The 25461-nt window shown below is 67.1% G+C and carries 18 protein-coding genes; 5 read left to right on the top strand and 13 right to left on the bottom strand.

What is annotated here, in order from left to right; all coding sequences use genetic code 11:
* Positions 1 to 154: 154 nt before the first annotated feature.
* The 6 genes from lysS to CKW06_RS11445 form a co-directional block, all read right to left on the bottom strand.
* Positions 155 to 1666 (bottom strand): lysine--tRNA ligase, encoded by a 1512-nt coding sequence (gene lysS, locus CKW06_RS11470; RefSeq protein WP_024957445.1) that lies wholly within the window; start codon positions 1664 to 1666, stop codon positions 155 to 157.
* A gap of 218 nt (positions 1667 to 1884) precedes the next feature.
* Entirely contained in the window at positions 1885 to 3525 is a 1641-nt protein-coding gene (locus tag CKW06_RS11465; protein WP_005409493.1) for an acetolactate synthase large subunit, read from the bottom strand.
* Between the two features lie 63 nt (positions 3526 to 3588).
* On the bottom strand, positions 3589 to 4974 hold the full coding sequence (locus tag CKW06_RS11460; RefSeq protein ID WP_024957446.1) for an NAD-dependent succinate-semialdehyde dehydrogenase: 1386 nt from the start codon (positions 4972 to 4974) through the stop codon (positions 3589 to 3591).
* 652 nt (positions 4975 to 5626) lie between these two features.
* Complete coding sequence (locus CKW06_RS11455; RefSeq protein WP_024958346.1) at positions 5627 to 6409, bottom strand: helix-turn-helix transcriptional regulator; 783 nt, start codon at positions 6407 to 6409, stop codon at positions 5627 to 5629.
* Positions 6410 to 6563: 154 nt separating this feature from the next.
* Positions 6564 to 7689 (bottom strand): peptide chain release factor 2 gene (gene prfB / locus CKW06_RS11450; RefSeq protein ID WP_014037064.1). Its coding sequence is split into 2 segments (ribosomal slippage): positions 6564 to 7613 and positions 7615 to 7689, totalling 1125 coding nucleotides; the frame shifts between segments, so codons are not numbered across the junction.
* 144 nt (positions 7690 to 7833) lie between these two features.
* A complete protein-coding gene (locus CKW06_RS11445) occupies positions 7834 to 8754 on the bottom strand; it encodes a LytTR family DNA-binding domain-containing protein (RefSeq protein ID WP_024958345.1) in 921 nt (306 codons plus the stop codon).
* A gap of 175 nt (positions 8755 to 8929) precedes the next feature.
* Here CKW06_RS11445 and CKW06_RS11440 point away from each other — a divergent pair, with 175 nt between their 5' ends.
* On the top strand, positions 8930 to 10129 hold the full coding sequence (locus CKW06_RS11440; protein WP_024958344.1) for an acyltransferase family protein: 1200 nt from the start codon (positions 8930 to 8932) through the stop codon (positions 10127 to 10129).
* Between the two features lie 102 nt (positions 10130 to 10231).
* On the opposite strand, the gene CKW06_RS11435 is transcribed toward CKW06_RS11440, so the two are convergent.
* Complete coding sequence (locus tag CKW06_RS11435; RefSeq protein ID WP_024958343.1) at positions 10232 to 13144, bottom strand: VIT domain-containing protein; 2913 nt, start codon at positions 13142 to 13144, stop codon at positions 10232 to 10234.
* Positions 13145 to 13288: 144 nt separating this feature from the next.
* Entirely contained in the window at positions 13289 to 15046 is a 1758-nt protein-coding gene (recJ, locus tag CKW06_RS11430) for a single-stranded-DNA-specific exonuclease RecJ (protein WP_024958342.1), read from the bottom strand.
* A 145-nt stretch (positions 15047 to 15191) separates the two neighbouring features.
* Between recJ and CKW06_RS11425 the strand changes: the two genes are divergently transcribed.
* Entirely contained in the window at positions 15192 to 16232 is a 1041-nt protein-coding gene (locus CKW06_RS11425; RefSeq protein ID WP_024958341.1) for a DUF1176 domain-containing protein, read from the top strand.
* A 310-nt stretch (positions 16233 to 16542) separates the two neighbouring features.
* On the opposite strand, the gene CKW06_RS11420 is transcribed toward CKW06_RS11425, so the two are convergent.
* From CKW06_RS11420 to CKW06_RS11400, 5 genes are all read right to left on the bottom strand, one after another.
* On the bottom strand, positions 16543 to 17460 hold the full coding sequence (locus CKW06_RS11420) for a hypothetical protein (RefSeq protein ID WP_005409484.1): 918 nt from the start codon (positions 17458 to 17460) through the stop codon (positions 16543 to 16545).
* 4 nt (positions 17461 to 17464) lie between these two features.
* The gene (gene greA, locus CKW06_RS11415) at positions 17465 to 17929 is read right to left on the bottom strand and encodes a transcription elongation factor GreA (RefSeq protein WP_181453298.1); all 465 of its coding nucleotides are present in this window, start codon (positions 17927 to 17929) and stop codon (positions 17465 to 17467) included.
* Between the two features lie 8 nt (positions 17930 to 17937).
* A complete protein-coding gene (gene carB / locus CKW06_RS11410; RefSeq protein ID WP_024958340.1) occupies positions 17938 to 21180 on the bottom strand; it encodes a carbamoyl-phosphate synthase large subunit in 3243 nt (1080 codons plus the stop codon).
* A 149-nt stretch (positions 21181 to 21329) separates the two neighbouring features.
* Positions 21330 to 22457, bottom strand: coding sequence for a glutamine-hydrolyzing carbamoyl-phosphate synthase small subunit (gene carA, locus CKW06_RS11405; RefSeq protein ID WP_005413213.1), 1128 nt, complete (start codon positions 22455 to 22457; stop codon positions 21330 to 21332).
* Between the two features lie 309 nt (positions 22458 to 22766).
* Positions 22767 to 23438 carry a 4-hydroxy-tetrahydrodipicolinate reductase gene (locus tag CKW06_RS11400; protein ID WP_032964524.1) on the bottom strand — a complete coding sequence of 224 codons (672 nt, stop codon included), beginning with the start codon at positions 23436 to 23438 and terminating at the stop codon, positions 22767 to 22769.
* A 138-nt stretch (positions 23439 to 23576) separates the two neighbouring features.
* Between CKW06_RS11400 and CKW06_RS11395 the strand changes: the two genes are divergently transcribed.
* Genes CKW06_RS11395 through CKW06_RS11385 form a run of 3 tightly spaced genes read left to right on the top strand, consistent with a single transcriptional unit; the run spans position 23577 to position 25375 of the window.
* Positions 23577 to 24338: a 3-oxoacyl-ACP reductase gene (locus CKW06_RS11395; RefSeq protein ID WP_005413210.1), complete on the top strand. Its 762-nt coding sequence runs from the start codon at positions 23577 to 23579 to the stop codon at positions 24336 to 24338.
* A gap of 4 nt (positions 24339 to 24342) precedes the next feature.
* Positions 24343 to 24738 (top strand): MerR family transcriptional regulator, encoded by a 396-nt coding sequence (locus CKW06_RS11390; RefSeq protein WP_012480067.1) that lies wholly within the window; start codon positions 24343 to 24345, stop codon positions 24736 to 24738.
* A gap of 55 nt (positions 24739 to 24793) precedes the next feature.
* A complete protein-coding gene (locus tag CKW06_RS11385) occupies positions 24794 to 25375 on the top strand; it encodes an NAD(P)H-dependent oxidoreductase (RefSeq protein ID WP_012480066.1) in 582 nt (193 codons plus the stop codon).
* Positions 25376 to 25461 lie beyond the last annotated feature (86 nt).

The raw sequence follows: 25461 nt of genomic DNA, 5'->3' as shown, positions 1-25461 counted from the left end.
GAAGCGGACTCTCCACAATGCGCACTCCCCCTGGCGCCGATCAAGCCATAACAGACGTCAAGGTAGTGCATTAACGATACGCCGAGCGCGGGAGGCGTCAATCGCGCCGTCTCATTTCGGGACGGCGCGCACAAACGGGAGTCAAAAAGACGACTTACTGCTCCGGACGCATGTACGGGAACAGCAGCACGTCACGGATCGAGCTGCTGCCGGTCAGCAGCATCACCAGGCGATCAACGCCGATGCCGAGGCCGCCGGTCGGGGCCATGCCGTACTCCAGCGCACGGATGTAGTCGGCGTCGTAATGCATCGCCTCGTCGTCGCCGCCTTCCTTCGCGGCCACCTGGGCCTGGAAACGCTGGGCCTGGTCTTCCGGGTCGTTCAGTTCGGAGAAGCCGTTGGCCAGCTCCTTGCCGTTGACGAACAGCTCGAAGCGATCCGTGTAGCCCGGGTCGTTGTCATTGGCACGGGCCAGCGGCGAGACCTCGACCGGATGGTCGGTGATGAAGGTCGGCTGGATCAGGGTGTGCTCGACCGTGGCCTCGAAGATCTCCAGCAACAGCTTGCCCCAGCCGTAGGACGGCTTGACGCGGATGTTCAAGCGCTCGCAATGGCGCAGCAGCGCATCGCGGTCAGTGCAATCAGCGGCCGAGATTTCCGGGTTGTGGTGGCGCACCGCCTCATCCATGCGCCAGCGGCGGAACGCCGGACCCAGGTCGATCTTCGCGCCGTCCCATTCCACTTCGGTGCCACCGTTCACGGCCTTGGCCACATCACGGATCACACCCTCGGTCAGGTCCATGATTTCGTTGTACGTGGCATAGGCCTCGTACAGTTCCATCATGGTGAACTCCGGATTGTGGCGGGTGCTGACGCCTTCATTGCGGAAGTTGCGGTTGATCTCGTACACGCGCTCCAGGCCACCCACGGTCAGGCGCTTGAGGTACAGCTCCGGCGCCACGCGCAGGTACAGGTCCAGGTCCAGCGCGTTGTGATGGGTGGTGAACGGCTTGGCCGTCGCGCCGCCGGGGATGTAATGCATCATCGGCGTCTCGACTTCCAGGAAGTCGCGGTTGTCCAGCCACGCGCGCATGGCGCGGATGATCTTCGAGCGCTTGATGAACACCGCGCGCGATTCCGGAGTCACGATCAGATCGACGTAACGCTGGCGGTAGCGCTGCTCGACGTCGGCCAGGCCGTGCCACTTGTCCGGCAGCGGGCGCAGCGACTTGGTCAGCAGGCGGATCGACTCGGCCTTGACCGACAGTTCGCCGGTCTTGGTACGGGTCAGGCCGCCTTCGACGGCGATGATGTCGCCCACGTCCCAGCCCTTGAAGGCCGTGTAGGCATCGCCCAGCACCGCGCCCTGCAGGAACAGCTGGATGCGGCCGGACTCGTCCTGGATCTGCGCGAAGCTGGCCTTGCCCATGATGCGCTTGGCCATCAGGCGGCCGGCCATCTTCACCTGGCGGCCGTTGCCTTCCAGCGCCTCGGCGGTCCAGGCCTCGGCATCGGCGAATTCTTCCTGCAGGCGGCCGGCGAAGTCCTCGCGACGGAAGTCGTTCGGGTACGCGATGCCCTGCCCACGCAGCGTTTTGAGTTTCTCGCGGCGCTCGGCGATCAACTTGTTTTCGTCAACGGGGGGGGTATCGGTAGCTTCGCTCATGGATCTGCGGGAATCGTGTAGTGAGGGGGGATGTTGCACCCGGCACAGCCGGTTGCCCAGCATACCAAAACCGCCCTGCCCCGGCCTTGGGCCGGGCCCGCCCAGATGGCCGCCAACCTTGGTTGGCGGTCCGTGTGTCGACCAAGGTCGACACCTACCGGATTCCGGGGAACCGATGCCCCGGTAGTCGCCAACCTTGGTTGGCGCTCGTCCCGGCGTCAACCGTTCCCAGGGAACGCCTGCCGCAACTCGTCCACCAGCACCCGCTGGTTCTCCGAATAGTCCACCGGCACCGACACCAGGTGCACCCCGCCCTCGTTGAAGGCCGCCTCCAGCGTCGGGATGAACTGCTCGATGGCGGTCACCTCGTGGCCCTTGCAGCCGTAGGCTTCCGCGTACTTCACGAAATCCGGGTTGCTGAAGGTCATGCCGTAGTCGGTGAAGCCATCTACCGCCTGCTTCCAGCGGATCATGCCGTAGGCGCCGTCGTTGAGGATCAGCACCACCAGGTTCAGGCCCAGCCGACGCGCGGTCTCCAGCTCCTGGCTGTTCATCATGAACCCGCCATCGCCGCACACCGCCAGCACCCGCCGCTGCGGGTACAGGATCGAAGCCATGATCGCCGACGGCAGACCCGCGCCCATGGTCGCCAACGCATTGTCCAGCAGCAGCGTATTGGCCACCTGGGTGCGGTAATTGCGCGCGAACCAGATCTTGTACATGCCGTTGTCCAGCGCCACGATGCCGTCCGGCGGCATCACCTGGCGCACGTCGTGCACCAGCCGCTGAGGCGTGAATCCAGCCTCCTCGGCTCGGTCAGCCAGGTGTTCCAGAATGGTCGCGCGCAGCGGCAGCAGCGCGTCAGCGTTCGGCACCGCGCCTTCGATACGATCGGCCAACTGGGTCAGCGAACGACCGATGTCACCGATCACTTCCACCTGCGGGAAGTACACCTGCTCCACGGCCGCCTGCGAGTAGCCGATATGGATCACGGTCGGCCCACCCGGGCGCATCACGAACGGCGGCTTCTCGGTGACCTCGTGGCCGATGGTCACGATCACGTCGGCCTGGTCGATCGCCATGTGCACGTAATCGCGCTCGGTCAGCGCCGCGGTGCCCATGTACAGGCCCGAACCACCGGCCACCGCGCCCTTCCCCATCTGCGTGGTGAAGAACGGAATGCCGGCGCGCAACACGAACGCCGACAGCGCTTCGCTGGACTGCGGCCGCGACGCCGCCGAGGCGATCATCAGCAGGGGGCGCTTGGCGTTGCGGATGATCTCCGCCGCCCGATCCAGCGCCTCCGGACTGGCAATGGGACGATCCACCGCGTGCGGCGGAATCAGCGCCACGCCCTCGACCTCATCGGCCGCGATATCTTCGGGCAGCTCCAGCAGCACCGGGCCCGGGCGCTCTTCCTGGGCGACACGGAACGCCTCGCGGACGATGGTCGGGATGGTGCGCGCCGAGACGATCTGACGCGCCAACTTGGTCAGCGGCTTCATCGTGCTGACGATGTCGACGATCTGGAAGCGCGCCTGCTTGCTGGCGACGATGCCCTTCTGCCCGGTGATCATGATGACCGGCCATGCGCCAAGCAGCGCATACGCGGCGCCAGTGGTGAAATTCAGCGCGCCGGGGCCGAGCGTGGCAAGGCACACGCCCGGCTTGCCGGTCAAGCGGCCATAGGTGGCCGCCATGAACACCGCCGCCTGCTCGTGACGGGTGATGACCAGCTCGATGCTGGAATGGCGCAGCGACTCGACCACGTCGAGATTTTCTTCGCCGGGAATGCCGAAAATGCGCTCGACGCCTTCGTTCTCAAGTGCGGCGACAAGCAGATCTGAACCCTTGGACATTGGAATGCCGTCCTTTTCGCTGGACTGATGGTGGATCGTTGCAGGGAGGATGGAAGCTGCGCGTCAACGCTTGTCGAACCACACCGTCTGCGCGTTGACGAATTCGCGGATGCCGAAGTGCGAGAGCTCACGGCCGAAGCCGCTCTTCTTCACGCCGCCGATCGGCACGCGCGGATCGGACGCGGAGAAGCCGTTGACGAATACACCGCCGGTCTGCAGCCGGCGCGCCAGCTGCATGGCACGGGCGCGGTCGCCACTCCACAGGTTGCCGCTGAGGCCGAACTCGCTCTGGTTGGCCAGTTCCACCGCATGGTCGGCGTCGCGGGCGCGGCTGATCGAGGCCACAGGCCCGAACGTTTCGGTATCGAAGGCCTGCATGCCCGGCTCAACCCCGGCCAGCACGGTGGGTGCATAGAACGCACCCGGACGATCCAGCTGGTGCCCGCCGACCAGCAGCTGCGCACCGGCGTCGACCGAAGCGCGTACCTGCGCGTCGAGCTGCTCCAGCAGATCCTGGCGCGCCATCGGGCCGATGCGGTTTGCCGGGTCACGGCCGTCGCCAATGGTCAGTGCCTGCACCTTCTGGCAGAACCGCGCCACGAAACGATCGTAGACCGCGTCTTCAACGATGATGCGCTTGCCGGCGATGCAGACCTGCCCGGTGTTCTGGAAGCGCGAGGCCACCGCCGCATCGACGGCCGCATCAAGATCGGCGTCGGCCAGGACGATGAACGGATCGGAACCGCCCAGTTCCAGCACCACCTTCTTCAGCGCCTGCCCGGCCTGGGCAGCAATGCTGCGGCCGGCGGCCACACTGCCGGTCAGGGTCACCGCCGCGATGCGGTCATCGGCGATCGCGCGGCTGGTGCCCTCGCGGCTGATGTTGGCCGCGATGAAGGTGCCCTCCGGCAAGCCGGCATCGCGCCAGGCGGCGTCGAGCAGCTGCGCGGTACCGACGATGTTCTCGGCCGGCTTCAGCAGGAAGCCGTTGCCGCCCATCAGGATCGGCACCGCCGCGCGCATCACCTGCCAGTACGGGAAGTTCCACGGCATGATGCCCAGCACCACGCCCAGCGGCAGGTAGGACACGTAAGCCTTGTCGTCGGGCACCTGGGTCGGTTCGTCGCGCAGGAACTGCGCACCGTTGTCGGCGTACCAGTCGCACAGCACAGCACACTTCTCGATTTCGGCCAGCGCTTCTGCCTGGACCTTGCCCATTTCGGCGGTAGCCAGCGCGGCCAGCTTTTCACGGTCACGGCGTAGCACCGCGGCCATCGCACGCAGTACGTCTGCGCGCTGTTCGAGGCTCTTGACGCTCCAGGCCGCAAAGCCGACCTGGCCGCGATCCAGGATTGTTTCCAGCTCGGCGTCGGTGGCGAAGGGATGGCTGGCGATCTGCTGGCCGGTGGCCGGATCGCGGGAAATGGCGGTGGTGGGGGCAGCGGACATGCAGGGCTCCTGTTGTCTCGACAACGGGCGGTGGCCCGTCTCCTGCACAGGAATGTGGACCCGATTGGCGGAGGCAACAAGGCGTCTGCTTATCCTGTGACCTGCACTTGCCTGTCTGAATGGGGGCTCCTGGCAGGGCTGCGCCCTGCACCCGCAGAGGCAACGGCAACAGCCGAAGCAACAGCAACAGCGGGCTATCCGTGGGATGGCGGGGTGGGTCCAGTTGCGGGAGACGCCGTAAACCCGTCCTTGGGGGCTTGGCCGCGGCATCCATGCCGCGGACACTCCCGCAACCGGACCCACCCCGCCTTCGACAGATTTCCGCGATCTGTCGGAACGGCGTATTGCCCTGGTGGGTGTCGACCTTGGTCGACACAGTAGATCCACGCCATGCGTGGATGACTCATTCGATATCTGACAGATGTGTCGACCAAGGTCGACACCTACCAACAGCCGCGTGAACCTGTCAGAGGCGGGGCGGTGTGGGTTGGCAGGACCGTTGGCGCCATGGATGGCGCCATCGAGCCCCCAGGGACGGGTTTACGGCGTGTCCTGCCAACCCACACCGCCCCGCCATCCCACAGAATGCCCGCTGTTGCTGTTGCAGTTGCTTCGGCCTCTGCGGGTGCAGGGCGCAGCCCTGCCGACCAACCTACCTACGCGGCAGGTAAGTAACCAAGGAAAGATCGTGCCGGCTCTCCGGCACCAGCGCCACGTACTGCAGGTCCAGCAACCCGCGCGTGGGATGGTTCAGCTTCTTCGCCCCTTCATCGAACCGACGTACATCGTGCTCCGGCCACCACTGGCGGAACTCCTCGCTGTGCGCGGCGATGTCTTCCACCAGCGCCAGGAACGGGGCCTTGTCCGGCGCCTGCGCCATCGCCGCGCGGAAGCCCGCCAGCAGGCCGCGGGTCATTTCTTCCCAGTTGAGGATCAGCGTGCGGTACGGCGGGTACAGGAACATCAGCCGCAGCGTATTGCGCTCATGCGGCGCCAGCTGGCTGTAGTCCACGAACAGCTCGGCGATGGCCGGGTTCCAGGCCAGGATGTCGAAACGGGTGTTGCGTACGTAGGCCGGGATCGGCTGCATCGCTTCCACCAACTGGCGCAGGCCATCAGTCACGCTCTCGTCCGGCGATTCCAGCGGCACGCCGTAGCCGGACAGCGCGAATGCGTAGGCGCGTTCGTCGTCGCTCATGCGCAGTACCTGCGCCAGGCGCTCAAGCACCTCGGGCGAGGCACGCACTTCACGGCCCTGCTCGATCCAGGTGTACCAGCTGACGCTCACCCCGATCGCCAGCGCCACTTCCTCGCGCTTCAGGCCCGGGGTGCGCCGCCGCCCGGCCGGCAGGCCGAGCGTGGCGGGGTCGACACGGGCGCGGCAGGCCTTGAGGAAGCCGCCAAGTTCCTTGCGTTCACTTTCGCTGCGCATCATCGCCACCGCCGTACCCGTTGTAGCGTCGAGCCATGCTCGACGCATCTGCTACTGCGCCAACAGCAGCCGAGCATGGGCTCGGCTCTACCGGAAGCGTGATCAGCCACCCTCGGCGTTGCGCATGAGGGTGACGATATCCGCGCAGGCGCGTCGATCAGGCATCGACGCGCTTGGAGCCCACGGCCAGGCCGGCCTTCAGGCTGGCCTCGACGAACTCGTCCAGATCGCCGTCCAGCACCTTCTGCGTATCCGAACGTTCGATGCCGGTACGCAGGTCCTTGATGCGGCTCTGGTCGAGCACGTAATTGCGGATCTGGCTGCCCCAGCCGATGTCGGACTTGGTCGCTTCCACGGCGTCCTTTTCGGCGTTGCGCTTCTGGATCTCCAGCTCGTACAGCTTGGCGGCCAGCATCTTCATCGCGTTGTCGCGGTTCTGGTGCTGGCTGCGGCCGGTCTGGCAGGCCACCACGATGTTGGTCGGGATGTGGGTGATGCGCACCGCCGACTCGGTCTTGTTCACGTGCTGGCCACCGGCACCCGACGAACGGTACACGTCGGTACGCAGGTCGGCCGGATTGATGGTGATGTCGATGTTGTCGTCGATTTCCGGCGACACGAACACCGAGGTGAAGCTGGTGTGGCGGCGATTGTCCGAGTCGAACGGCGACTTGCGCACCAGGCGGTGCACACCGGTCTCGGTCTTCAGCCAGCCATAGGCATAGTCGCCTTCCACGCGCAGCGTGGCCGACTTGATGCCGGCGACGTCGCCGCCGGAGACTTCCATCAGCTCGGTCTTCCAGCCGCGCGATTCACACCAGCGCAGGTACATGCGCAGCAGGATCTCGGCCCAGTCCTGGGCTTCGGTGCCACCGGCACCGGCCTGGATGTCGACGAACGCAGCGGCATTGTCCATCTCGCCGGAGAACATGCGCTGGAACTCCAGCTTTTCCACGTGCGCCTGGTGCTTGTCCAGGTCGGCGACCACCGCCAGTGCGGTGTCCTCGTCCTGCTCGGACTCGGCCAGCTCGAGCAGTTCGGTGGCGTCGTTCAGGCCATCCAGCACCGAGGCGATGCCGCCCACGGTCTTTTCCAGGCTGGAACGTTCGCGGCCCAGGTTCTGGGCGTACTCGGCGTTGTTCCAGACGTCGGGGCTTTCCAGCTCCCGCGTTACTTCTTCAAGACGCTCTTTCTTGGCGTCGTAGTCAAAGATACCCCCGAAGCGACAGCACGCGATCGGTCAGATCGGTGATGCGCTGGCGGACAGGATTCAGTTCGATCATGTCGGCGGTTATGCATTCAAAAGATGACTGCCAATGATACCGCAGGCCGGGGGCGCCCGGAATGAGGGACCAGGCCTGCCGCTGGGAGCCAACCACTGGTAGACCCGCCTCTGTAGAGTCGACTGTCAGTCGACTGCTTTTCATTCAGGTTGCGGTGGAGCCCGCGCTGCGCGCGATAGTCGACCAACAGTCGACTCTACCCGCGCCCGCGCCGCCCAGCGCCTGCCGCAGGACCGGCAGCTGGCGCCGGCTGCAGGGCACTTTGGCTCCATCGGCCATGTGCAGCAGGGCCTCGCCTCCGTCCAGCGGCTCGATCGAGCGCAACTGACCGCGATTGATCAGCCAGCTGCGATGCGGGCGCAGGAACTCGCCCGGGTCCAGCCGCTGCTCCAGCACCGCCATGGTGATGCGCAGCGGGTAGTCGTGGCCGCGTACCCGCAGGTTCACGTAGTTCCCCGCGGCCTGCGCGTACTCCACATCTGCGGTGGCAACCAGGAATTCCTTGCCCAGCTTGCGCACCAGGAAGTGCTGGGGGCGCTCGACCGGCTCCACCGGCGGGCCGACGTCGGGCTCGGCCAGCAGGCTCGCTTCGCCCTGCCTGCGCCTGCCGAACCAGCTGGCAAAGTGCTCGAGGGCCACGAACATCGCGAACGTGCGCACATCCTTCAGGTACTCGTAGGCAAAACGCTCCAACAAACCGGCATCGTCCTGGTAGCGGTAGCCCAGCGACGCGTAGGCCAGATGCCGCAGCAGCATCATCCCCACCACGTGCAGCAGCGACCAGCCGACGCTGGCCAGCAGATACAGCGGCAACCGCCGCCTCCAGGTATCGGCATGCAGCGGCCAGCGCTCGCAGCCCCACCACAGCAACGGCAGGGTCAACAGGATCAGGGCGAGGCTGCTGAACTCCCAGATCATCGGCTCCCACAGCCCGAGATCGGCGCCGCGGCGACTGGCGTCCATCACTTCCACCAGCGCATTGGTCACTGCCGAGGCCGACAGGATCGCCGCCCATACCAGCAGGCGGGTTGAAGTACGCCAGCGCGATGGTCGGCCCTGGGTCATTGCTGCATCCATGTCGTTGCGGTGCTCCAGCCTGCCTCAAGGGACCAAGGGTAGCGGCTCCATTGGTCCCACCACGCCCGCCATTGGTCACTGCGTCGGTTCCAACGGCCCCTTGCCAGTCGCCGCAAGGACCGGACGGCGTCACCTTGGCTCGACTCTCCGGCACACCACCACCATGCCCCGACGCTACGACATCGACGCCCTGCGCGTGTTCGCCTTCGCTCTGCTGATCCTCTACCACACCGCCATGGCCTACGTGGACGACTGGGGCTTTCACCTCAAGAGCGTGCATACCGCCGAATGGCTGCAGTGGCCGATGCTGTTCGTCAACCGCTGGCGGATGTCGCTGCTGTTCCTGATCTCGGGTATCGCCATCGCGCTGATGCGGCCGGAAGGCAGGTTGCTGCGCTTCGCCGGCCTGCGCACCTGGCGGCTGCTGCTGCCGCTGCTGTTCGGCATGTTCGTGATCGTGCCGATCCAGCCCTACTGCGAAGGCGTAGCCAACGGCCACGTGGCACCCGGCTTCGGCCACTTCCTGCTGCGCTATTGGCAGGTGCGGCCGTGGCCGGAAGGGAGTTTCGCCGGTTGGCAGTACGGCATCACCTGGAACCATCTGTGGTACCTGGCGTATCTCTGGAACTACACGCTGGCACTGGCCCTGTTGATGCCGTTGCTGGGAACGGCGGTGGTGCGCCGCGCGGTGGCGTTCTGCGCAGCATCGCCGATGCTGCTGATCGGCCTTCCGTCCGCCCTGCTGCTGGCCTGGGTGATCTGGCTGGAGCCGATCTACCCGTCCACCAATGCCCTGCTCAGCGACTGGTACCAGCACGCGAAGTACGCAACGGTATTCCTGGCCGGCTACCTGCTGGGTCGTGAGCCGGTGTTCTGGCAGCGCGTGGTCGCCCTGCGCCGCACCACGCTGTGGCTGGCGCTTGCTGCCGTTGGCTGGTATCTGGGGTTGCGCATCCTCGGCCAGGTGCTGCCCGCCGACTCACCGCTGCGGCAATGGCCCGAACCGTTCTGGGACCTGCAGGGCCGGGCCAGCCAGTCGCTGTACGTCTGGACCGCGCTGCTGGCCATCCTCGGCTGGGGAAAGGTCTTCCTCGACCGCCCGTTCCGCTGGCTGCCGTACTGCACCGAGGCGATCTATCCGTGGTACATGCTGCACCAGAGCCTGATCATCGTGCTGTTGTTCTGGCTCAGACCGCTGCAGCTGGACCCATGGCTGGAACCGGCACTGCTGCTGGGCGGCACCGTCGGCGGCTGCCTGCTGATCCACGAGCTGCTGATCCGTCGCTGCCGCTGGCTGCGGCCCCTGTTCGGCCTGCGTGCCGATCCGCCAGCGGCGTCAAAGGCGCGCACCGTGGCGTTGTAGCGCCGCACCGAGGCTCGGCTGCCTGTGCCGTGAGCCGGGCATGGCCCCGGCTCTACATCAAAGCAGTCGAGCAAGCTCGACGCTACGCGGACGTCCGAGCGGTCAACGCACCTCGAACTCGCCCACCAGCACGGTTTCGGCGCGATCCTTCAGGCGCATCGTCACCATCTGGTCCTTCTGCTTGGCCGTGCCCCAATGGGTGGTCAAGCGCAGCATCAGGGTCGTCGCACCGGTCACCAGCTGCTGGCGGCTTCCGAAGTAGTTCGCTTCCACCTTGTACTTGCCCGGCTTGGCGTTGCGCAGGGAGAACTGCTCGGGGCCATAGCCGCCGGTGAAGTCCTGCGACATCTGCCCACCCTGGTAGGTCAGGCGGTTGCCGTAGTACGCGCGCTCGCCGTTCGGGTCGGTCACCCACAGATCCATGTCGCTGTTGTCGGCATCCCACGACAGCACCACGCGCAGGTCCAGCGGCATTGCCTGCAGCAGGCGCGGGTCGATGCTGGTGGTATCCAGCCGGGGCGTGCTGCGGGCCACCAGGTTGGTCAGTTCATCCAGTGCGATCAGGGCGATGCCATCGAAACGGCTGTCCCACGGCCGCACAACCACCTGGTACAGCGGCGCCAGCGCCTGCTGCGGCTTGCCGGCCGCGGCCAGTGCAAGGCCCAGGTCGCGGAAGCTCTGCGGCTCTTCCTGGCCCATCGCCAGCACCTGCTCGAACACCGGCACCGCCAGTGCGGGGGCATCAGCCTGCATCAGCCGGTAACCGAGCACGCGCAGCAGGTGGCGGTTGTCCAGGTCCATCTCGGCCAGGTTGGACAGCACGCGCAGTGCCAGGTCGCGCTGACCCTGCTCCAGCAGCAGGTCGGCCACGTCGAGGAAGAACGCGCTGCTGTCGGCATGCGCATCGCGCTCGGCCAGGTAGCGGTCATACAGTTCCGACGCCGGGCCCTGGCGCAGGCGCCGGGCGATGGCCGAGTCCGGCTGCCAGGCCGCCAGCTGGATACCGAGCTCGCCCTCGTTGGCGGCAGCGGGCGCAGCGACACGGCCACCAGTGACCGTAATTGAATCCAGGGCCTTGTTCGATGCAGGCGCCGAGCGACGTGCACGCGCGCTGTTGGCTTCCATGCGCTGCTCGGCGGCGGCGGCCATCGGTGCCGGGGCGGGCGGTGCCGCAGGGGCCGGCGCGGCGAGCATTGCCACCGGCGCCGATTCCATCGCATGGTCCGCCGAGGCCACTTCCAGTGCCCCGCCCTTCGCCTGCGGTGGCACACCCTTCGGCCAGCTGCGGCTCCACCACTGCTGGCGCTCCTTCCAGCGTGCCGCCACCTCATCCAGGCGCTGGCGATCAGCAGCGGCGCGATCTCTTACCTGCACTGCAAACCTGGCGTCGTACCCGGCGCGCAGCGTGCCCGAAGGGCGGATCGCATAGCGCAGGTAGTCCTCCAACGTCTCCAGCACGATCAGCGAGGTGTCCGGGCCGACCAGGCCAAACTGCTGCGACAGCCGCTGCATCGCCTCGCGGTTGCCACGGCGGTCGGCGGCCAGCTGCTGCAGGCGCGCCTGCGCCCACAAGCCCGCCAGCAGTTCTCCGTCGTTGCTCTTCTGCGTGGCGGGCAGCGCCTGCCATTCGCCGCCACCCACGCGCACCCGCATCGGCACTCCGTCGGCCGCCAGTCGTGCGTGCAGCCACAGCCAGCCCTGGGCTTCACTGCGACGATCGATCACCACGTCCTGCACGCCGCGCCCCGCATCGACCTGCACATCCAGCGGCGACGACAGCAGCTCGCGCGCCGCCGCATCAACATCCTCGCCCAGCGCAACGAAGCGGCCGCCACGCGCTTCGGTCCAACCACGCAGTCGCACGGCATCGGTGCGCGCACCGGCGCTGCTGACCGCAAACAGGCGTTGATCCGGCGCCATCGCCGGCAGCTGTTCCGGCCCGTAGGTCAACAGCCCATCGCTGACCAGCAGGTACTCCTTCACGCCCGGCTGCGACTGCCACTGCGCCAGCGCGCTGGCACCGTCCGGGCGCACCGCCTGCAGTGCTGCGCGCAGCTCACTCCAGTTGCCGGCGCGGATGCGGAAGCGACGCACCGGTTCAGCGCGATCACGCAGCACGGTCAAGGCCACGGTGCCGTCACCCAGCGCTGCGAAATAGCGATCCAGCAGGGCGAACTCACGTGTGCGATCGCGCTGCCCCGCCGAACCGGAGCCGTCCCACAGCAGGCCGATCTCGCTCGGCAACGTGCGGGGTGTACTGCTGGCCGCCACCGGCAGCTGTGCCAACAGGTAGTGCCCATCCTGCCAGGGCGCCACCTGCACCTGTGCGTGGCGGGCTGCCGGCAGGTTCCACTGGAGTTGCTTCGGCAGCTGCGCACCCTTGCCCTGCCACTGCAGCTGGCCCGCGCTGATGCGGAATGGCGCAGTACCTGCGGTGGCCGCGTCGGGAGCATGCACCTTCAGTTCAACCGAGGCTGCACCGGCGGCGAACTGCAGCGGCAGCGTCCACTGCCAGCCTTGGCCGGCGAAGGCCAGCGGTTCGCGGATCACCAGCTGCACACGCCGACTGCCACCGGCCGGCAGCGGGTAGACGCGCAGGCGGAACTGGTTGCCGGCGGTCTGTTCCAGCAGGCCCGGATCGACACCACGGCGGGCGATTTCCTCGAACACCTGGCGGCCGCGGTCCTTGGCCACCGGCACCGCGTCACGCATCTCGCCGTTGATATCCAGCGCGAAGCCGGTGATCTGCTGGCCATCAGCCAGCGGGAACTGCAGCTCACCCTCCAGCACACGACGGTTTGGGTTGTGGAATTCCAAGGTGATCCGGGTCTGGGCAACGCCGGCCTGGACCTCGCCTTCGATGCGGGCGTGTCGCAGTCGGACCGCCTGCTCGGCAGCCGGGGCAATCAGCAACGGCGTGCTGGCCTGCGGCCGGGAGATCAGCGGCGACTGCGCGCCAGCGGGCCAGGCCACAAGGGCCAGCAACAACACGGTGCAGCAACGGGCGAAGACCATGACCGGACTCCAGTGGGATCGTGGATCGTTGAACGCACCAGCAACCGTAACGGGGTTGGCGGGGCCCCAAAAAGGGGACGGAGGGGATTAAGTCGCAATTGGCCAACAAGGCAAAAGCGGCTTAATCCCCTCCGTCCCCTTTTTCTAGGCGGGCAGGCAGTGTTCGATGATCAGCTGGATGGCGCTGCCGCCACGGTAGTCGTCGCAGGCCAAGCGGTAGGCGAGGTGCACGTGGCGGCCAGGCGCATTGCCGTGCCAGCCGCCGAAATGGATGGCATTGATGGTGCCGGGCACGCCGGGCAGGCGCAGCTCCAGCTTGAGGTGGCGTTCCTTCAGAACGCGCCAGTTGGCCACTTCAAAGTGGCCGTCGAACAGTGGCTCGGGGAAACCCTGGCCCCACGGCCCGGCCAGGCGCAGCGCATCGGCGTGGCGATGGTCCAGCTCGTCGGCGGCCAGTTCGCCGTCACTGAGCACCTGCTGCTGCAATGCGGCCGGATCGAGCATCTCCAGCACCACGGCGACGAAGGCGGCCTTGAAGTCATCGACGTGATCCAGCCGCATGCTCAGCCCGGCCGCCATGGCATGCCCACCGAAGCGCTCGATCAGGCCCGGATGGCGCGCATCGACCAACGCCAGCGCGTCACGGATGTGCAGGCCGGGAATGGAGCGCGCCGAGCCGCGCAGGGTGTCGGCGCCGGGTTCGGCCGGGGCGAAGGCGATCACCGGGCGATGCAGGCGATCCTTCATTTTCGATGCGACCAGGCCGACCACGCCTGGATGCCAGTCGGCATCGAACAGGCAGGCCGCCACCGGTCGCTGACCGGCCATGTCCAGCACCACGCGGGTCAACGCCTGCTCGGCGTCATCGGTCATCGCCTGCTGCACCGCGCGGCGTTCCGAGTTGATCTGCTCCAGCGTCTGCGCGATCTCCCGCGCCTGGCGCGGGTCTTCGGTCAGCAACAGCGCGATGCCCAGCGCCATGTCTTCCAGCCGGCCCGCGGCATTCAGGCGCGGGCCGAGCGCGAAGCCGATGTCGGTGGCGGTCAGCCGCGCCGCATCACGGCCGCTGGCTTCGATCAGCGCTCGCAGGCCGACGCAGGCCTGCCCCGCGCGCAGACGGCGCAGGCCCGCGCTGACCAGTGCCCGGTTGTTCGGATCCAGCACCACCAGGTCGGCGACGGTGCCGACCGCCACCAGGTCCAGCAGCGTGGTCAGGTCCGGCCCCTTGCCATCGGCAAAGACACCGGCCTCGCGCATGTGCCGGCGCAGGGCCATCAGCACGTAGAAGATCACGCCGACGCCGGCCAGCGATTTGCTGGGGAACGCATCACCGTCGAGATTGGGATCGACGATGACATCGGCCGGCGGCAGCTGCGGCCCGGGAAGGTGATGGTCGGTGACCAGCACCTGCCAGCCCCGCGCCTTGGCCGCGATCACGCCCGCATGGCAGGCGATGCCGTGGTCGACCGTGACCAGCAGGTCCGGCTGCAGCGCGGCCAGCTCCTCCACCAGAGAAGGTGACAGGCCGTAGCCGTGCACCATGCGGTTCGGCACCGCGTGGAAGACGTGTTGCGCGCCGAGCATGCGCAGGCCCCGCACGCCGACCGCACAGGCGGTGGCGCCATCGCAATCGAAATCGCCGACCACCAGGATGCGCTTGTCGTTGGCGATGGCCTCGATCAGCAGACCCACCGCATCATCGATGCCGGTCAGCAGCTCCGGCGCGTGGAGGCTGCCCAGCTTCGGCAGTGCCAGCTCTGGCGTACCGGCGCCGCGGCTGGCATAGAGTCGCGCCAGCAGTGGCAGCGTGCCGTCTGGCCAGCTGCCGGGTACGACCGCATCGCGGCGGCGGATCATCGGCGTATCAGAGGACGGCTGCGCAGCATCGGCGGCAAGGGACATCGGCATCGCCGGGTTGCGGAAGACATCCCCATGATAGCGCGGGGTCGGATCTCTCTGCCCGCAGAAGGCTCCACCCCGATCGCTGGCATTTGGAATCTGCCAGCCTATCTTCCATGCTTGTCGGCCCGGAAATGGACTTCAACGCATGCATCGCACGCTCCTTCCCGCGCTGCTGGGCCTCGCCCTGGCCCCGGCCACCCACGCCGCCACGCCCGAACCGAAGGCCGGCGTGCAGTTCCAGCACAACGACTGGTCGCTGGCCTGCGACAACACCCGCACCTGCCGCGCCGCCGGCTACAGTCCAGAACAACCCGGCAATCTGCTCAGCCTGATGCTGGAACGCGCGGGCGGCCCGGGTACGAAGGTGCTCGCGCGGCTGCGCAATGGCGAGGATGGCGAAAGCGCGACGCCGACCGGGGCGCTGCGCCTGCGCCTGAACGGCAAGGACCTGGGCCCGGTGCGCGACACCGGCGACGGAGATCAAGTACTGCTGCAGCAGGGACAGACCGATGCGCTGGTCGCCGCGCTGCCGCGCCACGCACGCATCGACATCATCGACGGCAAGGGCAAGGCGTGGCCGATCTCCGACAGTGGTGCAGCGGCCGTACTGCTGAAGATGGACGAGGCCCAGGGCCGGCTGGGCACGCCCGGTGCGCTGGTGCGGCGTGGCGACAAGGCTGAAGCGAGCGTGCCTGCGGCGTTGCCGGTGCCAGTGATCATGCGCGGCACGCTGGTGGCACCGCGCGCCTCGGACGCGGCACTGGCGAACGCACCGGGCCTGCGCAAGGCACTGATCGCCAGCCTGCCGAAGCCGGATGAGTGCGGCCGCCTGAGCGAGGGTGGGACAGACGAGATCGAGATCCAGCGACTGGACGCCCAGCATGTACTGGCAAGCACCAGCTGCTTCATGGGTGCCTACAACTTCAGCAGCGGCTACTGGGTAGTGCAGGACAAGGCGCCGTACCAGGCGAAGTTCGTGACCTCCAACGCGGAGGACTTTGATCGCGATGACGCGACGCTGCGCGGGCGCTTCCGTGGACGCGGCATCGGTGACTGCTACTCCGGCCACGACTGGGCGTGGGATGGCGCGCGATTCGTGAAGAGCGGCGAGTTCACCACCGGGCAGTGCCGCGGCGTGGCGGGAGGGCATTGGCAGCTGCCGACCGTGGTCAGCACGGTGAGGTGATTGTTTGCAGGGCTGCGCCCTGCACCTGCCGAAGCAACATCCGAAGCAACAGCAACAGCGGGGAGTCCGTGGGTTGGCGGGGCGGTGTCGGATTGCGGGGACGCCGCAAGTACGTCCCTGTAGGCTTGGCAGCCGCATCCATGCGGCTGACACCCCGCAATCCGACACCGCCCCACCTTCGACAGGTTCACGCCGCTGCTGGTAGGTGTCGACCTTGGTCGACACATCTTTCAGATATCGATAGACAAAATGGGGTCAGAGCCGTTTTCCCTAGGAAAACGGATCCGACCCCGCTCGGCCGAGGCCCCGATCAGTCGTGAAGCTGGCGCGGCTTCTTCCAGAACTGCCAGCGCTGTCCGCGATCCAGCTGGAACTGCAGGCCGTCCTCGAAATCCAGCACCAGCCGCTGCAGCTCGCCGCGCTTCAGCGCGGCCAGCAGCGGACGGATCGCATCGTTGCCGAGCTGCTGCAGCGAGCGCAGCTGGCGCAGATCAACCAGTGCATCGACCGCCTGCTCGCCATCCACGGCTACGCCAGCCGCAAGAGCCAGGCCCTGCAGCAGCGCATCGCGGCTGCGCACCTGCGCATGCGGCGTGCTGACCGATACCGGCATCACGCCACCACCCCAGAACCACAGCGAATTGATCGGCTGTTGTCCCTGCGCGGCGCGCTGCTGGTTCCAGGAATGGTTGTGCAGCAGTACCTGCGCTTCGGTCATCAGCGCCCGCCAACGGCGGCCGCCCTCGCCTTCCGGCAGGTGCGAGAACAGGTCATCGCCCAGCACCTCGTCCGGACTGTCGAAGTCCGGCAGGGCCAGGTCGATCGGCAGGCGCAGGTACCAGCGCGAAGGGTCCGGTGCGTCGAGCACGAATCCGGCATCGGCGAACAACGGCTGCAGCACCGGCAGCAGGGCCAGGCAGTCGGCCAGGGTCGGTCGCAGCGTTTCGCCATAGGCCATCATCCGCGCGCCGTGCATGTCCGGCACCATGCAGGCCGGATCGGCACGCAGCCAGCTGGCGCCAGCGGCATCGCCGACGTCGCGCTGGCGGGTCAACGCGGCCACCGGCCATTGCGGCGCGGCGACCGTGAAATGGCGCGTCAGCTGCGCGCGTTCACCCGGTGCGACCTGCACCGTCGTGGCGCGGCCAAGCGCGCGCGCCACATCGTCCGGCAGCGCAGCCGCGGCAAAGCGGCTGCGTGCCGGCAACAGCAGGGTCGCCGTTGCCACCGGGTCAGTCCACGTAGCTGACGCTGACGATCTCGTACTCGCGCTGGCCGGCCGGGGCGTCGATCACGATCGAATCACCTTCCAGCTTGCCGATCATCGCGCGCGCCACCGGCGAGGAAATCGCGATCAGGCCCTGCTTGATGTCCGCCTCCAGGTCACCGACGATCTGGTACTTCTTCTCTTCGTCGGTTTCCACGTCGGCCAGCGTCACGCTGGCGCCGAACACCACCTTGGAGCCGGCATTGAGCTTGCTCACGTCGATGATCTCGGCGTGCGACAGCTCGCCTTCCAGCTGCTTGATGCGGCCTTCGATGAAGCCCTGTTCCTCGCGCGCGGCGTGGTACTCGGCATTCTCCTTCAGGTCGCCATGCTCACGCGCTTCGGCGATGGCCGCGATCACCTTCGGGCGCTTGACCGACTTCAGGTGATCCAGTTCGTCGCGCAGCTTCTGCGCGCCCTTCATCGTGATGGGGGCTCTCATGCATTCAACTCCTTGTGCAGCTCCTGCAGCGACCAGACGGGGCCGGTGCCGCGGAATTCCAGTGAATCCACCAGCGCCTTGGCGCCGGCAATGGTGGTCGAGTAGGTGACGCGATGCTGCAGCGCCTCGCGACGGATCGAGAACGAGTCGTTGATCGCCGAACGACCTTCGGTCGTGTTGACGATGTAGACGATCTCGCCGTTCTTGATCGAGTCGACGATGTGCGGACGGCCTTCGACCACCTTGTTGATGATCTCGCAGTCCATGCCGTGCTGCTGCAGCCACGCGGCGGTGCCACGGGTCGCGACCAGGCTGTAGCCACGCGCCAGCAGCGCCTTGGCCACCGGCAGCACGCGCTTCTTGTCCGGATCGCGGACCGAAACGAAGGCCTTGCCGACCGGCGGTGCCTTGATGCCACCGGCTTCCTGCGCACGCGCGAAGGCGGCGTTGAAGCTGCGGCCCACGCCCATCACCTCACCGGTGGAGCGCATCTCCGGCCCGAGGATCGGGTCGACGCCCTGGAACTTGGCGAACGGGAAGATCGCTTCCTTCACCGAGTAATAGTCCGGCACGATTTCCTTGGTCGCGCCCTGCTCGGCCAGGCTCTTGCCGGCCATGCAGCGCGCCGCGATCTTGGCCAGCGGCATGCCGGTGGCCTTGGACACGAACGGCACGGTGCGCGAGGCACGCGGGTTCACTTCCAGCAGGTAGATGGTGTCGGCACCTTCGTCGCTGGTCTGGATCGCGAACTGGGTGTTCATCAGGCCGACCACGTTCAGGGCCTTGGCCAGCTCCACCACCTGGCGGCGCAGCTCGGCCTGGGTTTCAGCCGACAGCGAGTACGGCGGCAGCGAGCACGAGGAATCGCCCGAGTGCACGCCGGCTTCTTCGATGTGCTCCATCACGCCACCGATCAGGACGTTGCCCTCCTTGTCGGCGATGATGTCGACGTCGCACTCGACGGCGTTATCGAGGAAGCGGTCCAGCAGCACCGGCGAATCGTTGGACACCTTCACCGCGTCGCGCACGTAGCGGGCCAGGTCGGCTTCGCCGTAGACGATTTCCATCGCACGGCCGCCCAGCACGTAGCTCGGGCGCACCACCAGCGGGTAGCCGATCTCGCGGGCCAGCAGCAGCGCTTCCTGGTCGTTGCGGGCGATGCGGTTCGGCGGCTGCTTCAGGCCCAGCTTGTCGACCAGCTGCTGGAAGCGCTCGCGGTCCTCGGCCAGGTCGATCGAATCCGGGCTGGTACCGATCACCGGCACGCCGTTGGCTTCCAGCGCGCGCGCCAGCTTCAGCGGGGTCTGGCCGCCGTACTGCACGATCACGCCCTTCGGCTGTTCCAGTTCGACGATTTCCAGCACGTCTTCCAGGGTCAGCGGTTCGAAATACAGGCGGTCGGAGGTGTCGTAGTCGGTCGACACGGTTTCCGGGTTGCAGTTGACCATGATGGTTTCATAGCCATCCTCGCGCAGCGCCAGTGCCGCATGCACGCAGCAGTAGTCGAACTCGATGCCCTGACCGATGCGGTTCGGGCCACCGCCCAGGATCATGATCTTGTCGCGGTTGCTCGGCGCGGCCTCGCACTCGTCCTCGTAGGTCGAGTAGAGGTAGGCGGTACCGGTGGAGAATTCACCGGCACAGGAGTCCACGCGCTTGTAGACCGGGCGCACCTTGTGCGCACGACGCAGCGCGCGGATGGCGGCTTCGTTGGTGCCGGTCAGCTGCGCCAGGCGTGCGTCGGAGAAGCCGGCGCGCTTCAGCTTGCGCAGGCGTGCGGCGTCCAGTGCGTCGATGCCACCGGCGGCGACGTCAGCTTCGGCAGCGATGATTTCCTCGATCTGGTCCAGGAACCAGTGATCGATGAACGACAGCGCGTAGATCTCTTCCACGCTCATGCCGGCGCGGAATGCATCGGCGACGAAGAACAGGCGCTCCGGACCCGGTGCCTTCAGTTCGCGGCGCAGGGTCTGCAGGTCGTCTTCGTTGCCCAGGTCCAGGCCGGTCGGGTCGAAGCCGACCTTGCCGGTTTCCAGGCCACGCAGGGCCTTCTGCACCGACTCCTGGAAGGTGCGGCCCATCGCCATCACCTCGCCCACCGACTTCATCTGGGTGGTCAGGCGGGCGTCGGCGGCCGGGAACTTCTCGAAGGCGAAGCGCGGGATCTTGGTGACGACGTAGTCGATGGACGGCTCGAACGAGGCCGGGGTCAGGCCGCCGGTGATCTCGTTCTTCAGTTCGTCCAGGGTGTAGCCCACGGCCAGCTTGGCGGCGACCTTGGCGATCGGGAAGCCGGTGGCCTTGGACGCCAGCGCCGAGGAACGCGACACGCGCGGGTTCATCTCGATGACGACCACGCGGCCGGTCTTCGGGTTGATGCCGAACTGCACGTTCGAGCCACCGGTATCGACGCCGATCTTGCGCAGCACGGCGATGGAGGCATCGCGCAGGCGCTGGTATTCCTTGTCGGTCAGGGTCTGCGCCGGGGCCACGGTGATCGAGTCACCGGTATGCACGCCCATCGGGTCGAGGTTTTCGATCGAGCAGACGATGATGCAGTTGTCCGCGGTATCGCGGACCACTTCCATCTCGAACTCCTTCCAGCCCAGCACCGACTCTTCCACCAGCACTTCGGTGGTCGGCGACAGTTCCAGGCCGCGGCTGACGATTTCGACCAGCTCTTCGCGGTTGTAGGCGATGCCGCCACCGCTGCCGCCCAGGGTGAAGCTGGGGCGGATGATGGTCGGGTAGCCAACGCGGGTCTGGATCTCCAGCGCTTCGTCCAGGGTGTGGGCGACGGCGGCGGTCGGGCATTCCAGGCCGATCTCACCCATGGCCACGCGGAACAGCTCGCGGTCTTCGGCCATGCGGATCGCTTCGCGCTTGGCGCCGATCAGTTCGACGTTGTACTTCTCCAGCACGCCGTGGTCGGCCAGGTCCAGCGCGCAGTTCAGCGCGGTCTGGCCACCCATGGTCGGCAGCAGCGCATCGGGCTTTTCCTTGGCGATGATCTTCTCGACCGTCTGCCAGTTGATCGGCTCGATGTAGACGGCATCGGCCATCTCCGGGTCGGTCATGATCGTGGCCGGGTTGCTGTTGACCAGCACCACGCGGTAACCCTCGTCACGCAGGGCCTTGCAGGCCTGGGCGCCGGAGTAGTCGAACTCGCAGGCCTGGCCGATGACGATCGGGCCAGCACCGATGATGAGGATGGTCTTGAGGTCAGTGCGCTTGGGCATTTTCTTCTCTAAGTCAGTACAGCGTGACAAGGGGGAGTGATCGCACGCTGTCGATCAGGAATCTTGATCCGCAGCGCCGCGCCAGGGGCAGCAGCGATGCGGGGTTTACGGTCCATCGCGACGCCACCGGGGGGCCGGCGGCGTACTGATCACGCCTTGGCCTGCTCCATCAGCACCACGAAGCGGTCGAACAGCGGGCCGACATCGGTCGGGCCCGGCGACGCTTCCGGATGGCCCTGGAACGAGAACGCCGGCACGTCGGTGCGGGCCACGCCCTGGTTGGTGCCATCGAACAGCGAGCGGTGGGTCACGCGCAGGGTCGGCGGCAGGGTCGCTTCATCGATCGCGAAGCCGTGGTTCTGCGAGGTGATCATCACCCGGCCGCTGTCCAGGTCCTGCACCGGGTGGTTGGCACCGTGGTGGCCGTGGCCCATCTTCATGGTCTGCGCGCCCGAGGCCAGGCCCAGCAGCTGGTGGCCAAGGCAGATGCCGAAGGTCGGGATCTTCACGTCGATGAAGGTCTTGATCGCTTCGATGGCGTAGTCGCACGGTTCCGGGTCACCCGGGCCGTTGGACAGGAACACGCCGTCCGGCTTCAGCGCCAGCACTTCGGCGGCCGGGGTCTGCGCGGGCACCACGGTCACTTCGCAGCCGCGCTCGGCCAGCATGCGCAGGATGTTGGTCTTCACGCCGAAATCGTAGGCCACGACCTTGTACTTGGCCGGCACGCTGACGAAGGCATTGGCATCCAGGTCCAGCTGGCCCTCGGTCCAGGTGTAGGTCTTCTCGGTAGTAACGACCTTGGCCAGATCCATGCCCTTTAGCCCCGGGAACTTGCGGGCGGCTTCCAGTGCCTTTTCCACGTCGATGTCGCCGGCCATCAGCGCACCGTTCTGCGCGCCCTTCTCGCGCAGGATGCGGGTCAGCTTGCGGGTGTCGATGCCGGCGATGGCAACCACGCCACGCTGGATCAGCCAGTCCTGCAGCGACACCTGGCTGCGCCAGTTGCTGGGGCGACGGGGAACATCGCGCACGATCAGGCCGGCCGACCACACCTTGGACGCTTCATTGTCCTGGTCGGTCATGCCGGTGTTGCCGATATGCGGATAGGTCAGCGTGACCATCTGCCGGGCGTAGGACGGGTCGGTCAATACTTCCTGGTAGCCGGTCATGGCGGTGTTGAACACCACCTCACCGACGGACAGGCCGGGCGCGCCTACGGATTCGCCCTCGAATACGGTGCCGTCTTCGAGGACGAGGATTGCGGCTTGGGTCACGGGAATCTCACTTTGGCTACCGAGGGGGCTGCCGAAGTCACGCCTGCGCTTCACGGAAATCCGGTTGCAAAAAAGCGCGGACGTGCGGTCTGGGACCGGTCCGGCTTTCGTGATTCGGCGAGTGCGAATTGTAGCGCTGCCGGGGCGCTCGCGCCAGCGGTTATCGCGCTTCATGAACGGGCGATTGCGCATTCATTTCAATCCGGCGGCGTATGCGGCACCCGCTACCGGGTAGTGCCGGCCGCTGGCCGGCAATCCCATTGGCGCCCCGTAACCCAAGGTTGCCGGCCAGCGGCCGGCACTACCGCCTTACGCCAGCAGGTCCCGTACCCGGTAGCTGCCCGGGGCGCGGCCCTGCAGCTGGCGGGCGGCGAACAGGGCGCCGCGGGCGAAAATGTCGCGGTTGGTGGCCCGGTGCACCAGCTCGATGCGCTCGCCCAGCCCGGTGAACTGCACCAGATGCTCGCCGACGATGTCACCAGCGCGCAGGCTGGCATAGTGCGGCTCCGCCCCGCCCCGCTGCGCGGCCGCGCCCAGGGTCAGTGCAGTGCCCGACGGCGCGTCCTTCTTCTGGGTGTGGTGAGACTCGACGATGTCACAGTCCCAGCCGGCCAGCGCCTGCGCCGCACGCTCGACCAGCTCGTCCAGCACCGCCACGCCCAGGCTGAAATTCGACGCCCAGACCAGCGGGATCCTCGCCGCCGCCGCCTCCAGCGCCTGGCGCTGCGTGCTGGAAATGCCGGTAGTGCCCGAGACCAGCCCCGCACCACGTTCCACGCACAGTGCCAGAATCGGGTCGAAACCCTCGGGCAGGCTGAAGTCGATCGCCACGTCGAATGCCGGCGCACCGGGCAGCTCGCTGGCCGCGAAGAACGGTACGCCATCGACCACGCGCTGGGCCGGCGCACGACCCGTCACCGCAGCGGCGATCTGCAGGGTTTCGGGATGTTCGGCGGCCAGCCGCAGCAGGGCCTGGCCCATGCGCCCGGAGGCACCGTGGATGAGCAATCGCAGGGGAGTCTGGTTCATGCCTGCAGGCTAGCGGCAGCACGCCCGCTCCGGCAAGCGCCATCGCTGCTACGCTGCATGCCCTTTCATGCAATGGATGGCAGTTCCCTCATGCAGATCAGCGAACAGCTGGTGCTGGTCACCGGTGCCGGGCGCGGACTTGGCCAGCACATCGCCCGCGCCTTCGCCGCCCAGGGCGCGCGCGTCATCATCAACTACCACCGAAGCGAAGGCGCCGCACGTGCTCTGGCTGCCGAGCTGGGCGGACAGGCGATCGCGCTGCCGGCCGATGTCACTGAGCGCGCCGAGGTCGATGCAATGCTGCAGCACGCCCTGGCCCACTTCGGCCAGGGCGTCACCACCGTAGTCAACAATGCATTGGCAGCGTTCTCGTTCAATGGTGATGCCCGCGACAGCGCCGCCGACATCGGCTGGCCGGCGTTCCAGGCGCAGTTCGAGGGCAGCGTGCGCGGCGCGCTGAACACCGTGCAGGCCGCCCTGCCCGGCATGCAGGCCCGTCGCTTCGGTCGGGTGATCAACATCGGCACCAACCTGTTCCAGAATCCGGTGGTGCCCTATCACGACTACACCGCCGCCAAGGCCGCACTGCTGTCGCTGACCCGTACCCTGGCCGGCGACCTCGGCCCGCATGGCATCACCGTGAACATGTTGTCGGGCGGCCTGCTGCGCACCACCGATGCCAGCGCCGCCACCCCGGAAGCAGTGTTCGACTACATCGCCGCCAACACGCCACTGCGCAGCGTCACCACGCCGGCCGAGTTCGCCGATGCCGCGCTGTTCTTCGCCAGCCCCTGGTCGCGCGCGGTGACCGGTCAGAACCTGGTGGTCGATGGCGGGCTGGTGCGGGACTGAGTCGATGCGCATCTCCGAAGTCAGCCGCCTGACCGGCGCCAGTGCCAAGGCCATCCGCCTGTACGAGGCGCGCGGACTACTGCCGCCGGTGCCACGCCTGAACCGCTATCGCGACTACAGCGAACAGGACGTGGCCTGGGTGCAGCTGATCCGTCAGGCACTGGGGCTGGGCATCACCCTGGCCGCGATCTCACGCCTGCAGGGCCGCGATGGACGGCTCGACTGGCCAGCGGTACTGGCCTTGCTGGAGCAGCAGCGCGGCCGCATCGCCGACGAGCGGATGCGGCTGGCACAGGTCGAGCGCGACCTGCAGCTGGTCAGCGACGAACTGCAGCAGTGGCTGCACTCCGGCAGCGGCGACTGCATCCTGGAACCCAGCGGCTGCACCACCCCGGTTTGACTCTGCCCCTGGGGCAGACCCCAACCTCGCGCACTTTCCATTGCCCGAGGTTGCCGTGTCCCGTTCCATCCTGATCCTGCTCGGCCATCCCGACCGCGACAGCCTGTGCGGCGCCCTCGCCCAGCGCTACGCCACCGCCGCCGAGAACGCCGGTCACCAGGTACGCCTGATCGCGCTGGGTGACCTCCAGTTCGACCCGGTACTGCGCCACGGCTACCGTCAGATCCAGCCGCTGGAAGCCGACCTGCAGGACGCCGCGGAAGCGATCGAGGCCTGCGATCACCTGGTGCTGGTCTACCCCACCTGGTGGGGCGCGATGCCGGCACTGCTGAAGGGCTTCTTCGATCGCGTGCTGCTGCCGGGGTACGCCTTCCGCTACCGGCGCGATTCGGTGTGGTGGGACCGGCTGCTGGCCGGGCGCAGCGCGCGGGTGATCACCACGCTGGATACGCCGCCCTGGTACTACCGCTGGATCTACCGCGACCCGGGCGTCGCCCAGATCCGCGCCACCATCCTGCAGTTCTGCGGCATCCGCCCGGTGCGTGTCAGCCGCCTTGGCGCTGTACGCAGCAGTACAGCGGCACAACGCAGCAAGTGGCTGGCGCTGGCGGCGGACCTGGGCTCACGCGCCTGGTAGATCCACGCCATGCGTGGATGAAATGGTGGCCAGTGTTCCGCGTGTCGCGTTTGCCAATTGACCGCCAGGCACCGCGCCTCAAGGCT

Origin of the sequence: Stenotrophomonas maltophilia (assembly GCF_900186865.1) — a bacterium.
Lineage (GTDB): Bacteria > Pseudomonadota > Gammaproteobacteria > Xanthomonadales > Xanthomonadaceae > Stenotrophomonas > Stenotrophomonas maltophilia.
This window is presented reverse-complemented; position numbering and strand designations above follow the sequence as displayed.

What these genes read in the sequence shown, in the direction of transcription:
- lysS (WP_024957445.1), bottom strand. Translation starts at nt 1,666, where the DNA reads ATGAGCGAAGCTACCGATACCCCCCCCGTTGACGAAAACAAGTTGATC.
- CKW06_RS11465 (WP_005409493.1), bottom strand. Translation starts at nt 3,525, where the DNA reads ATGTCCAAGGGTTCAGATCTGCTTGTCGCCGCACTTGAGAACGAAGGC.
- CKW06_RS11460 (WP_024957446.1), bottom strand. Translation starts at nt 4,974, where the DNA reads ATGTCCGCTGCCCCCACCACCGCCATTTCCCGCGATCCGGCCACCGGC.
- CKW06_RS11455 (WP_024958346.1), bottom strand. Translation starts at nt 6,409, where the DNA reads ATGATGCGCAGCGAAAGTGAACGCAAGGAACTTGGCGGCTTCCTCAAG.
- CKW06_RS11445 (WP_024958345.1), bottom strand. Translation starts at nt 8,754, where the DNA reads ATGACCCAGGGCCGACCATCGCGCTGGCGTACTTCAACCCGCCTGCTG.
- CKW06_RS11440 (WP_024958344.1), top strand. Translation starts at nt 8,930, where the DNA reads ATGCCCCGACGCTACGACATCGACGCCCTGCGCGTGTTCGCCTTCGCT.
- CKW06_RS11435 (WP_024958343.1), bottom strand. Translation starts at nt 13,144, where the DNA reads ATGGTCTTCGCCCGTTGCTGCACCGTGTTGTTGCTGGCCCTTGTGGCC.
- recJ (WP_024958342.1), bottom strand. Translation starts at nt 15,046, where the DNA reads ATGTCCCTTGCCGCCGATGCTGCGCAGCCGTCCTCTGATACGCCGATG.
- CKW06_RS11425 (WP_024958341.1), top strand. Translation starts at nt 15,192, where the DNA reads ATGCATCGCACGCTCCTTCCCGCGCTGCTGGGCCTCGCCCTGGCCCCG.
- carB (WP_024958340.1), bottom strand. Translation starts at nt 21,180, where the DNA reads ATGCCCAAGCGCACTGACCTCAAGACCATCCTCATCATCGGTGCTGGC.
- CKW06_RS11400 (WP_032964524.1), bottom strand. Translation starts at nt 23,438, where the DNA reads ATGGGCCAGGCCCTGCTGCGGCTGGCCGCCGAACATCCCGAAACCCTG.
- CKW06_RS11395 (WP_005413210.1), top strand. Translation starts at nt 23,577, where the DNA reads ATGCAGATCAGCGAACAGCTGGTGCTGGTCACCGGTGCCGGGCGCGGA.
- CKW06_RS11390 (WP_012480067.1), top strand. Translation starts at nt 24,343, where the DNA reads ATGCGCATCTCCGAAGTCAGCCGCCTGACCGGCGCCAGTGCCAAGGCC.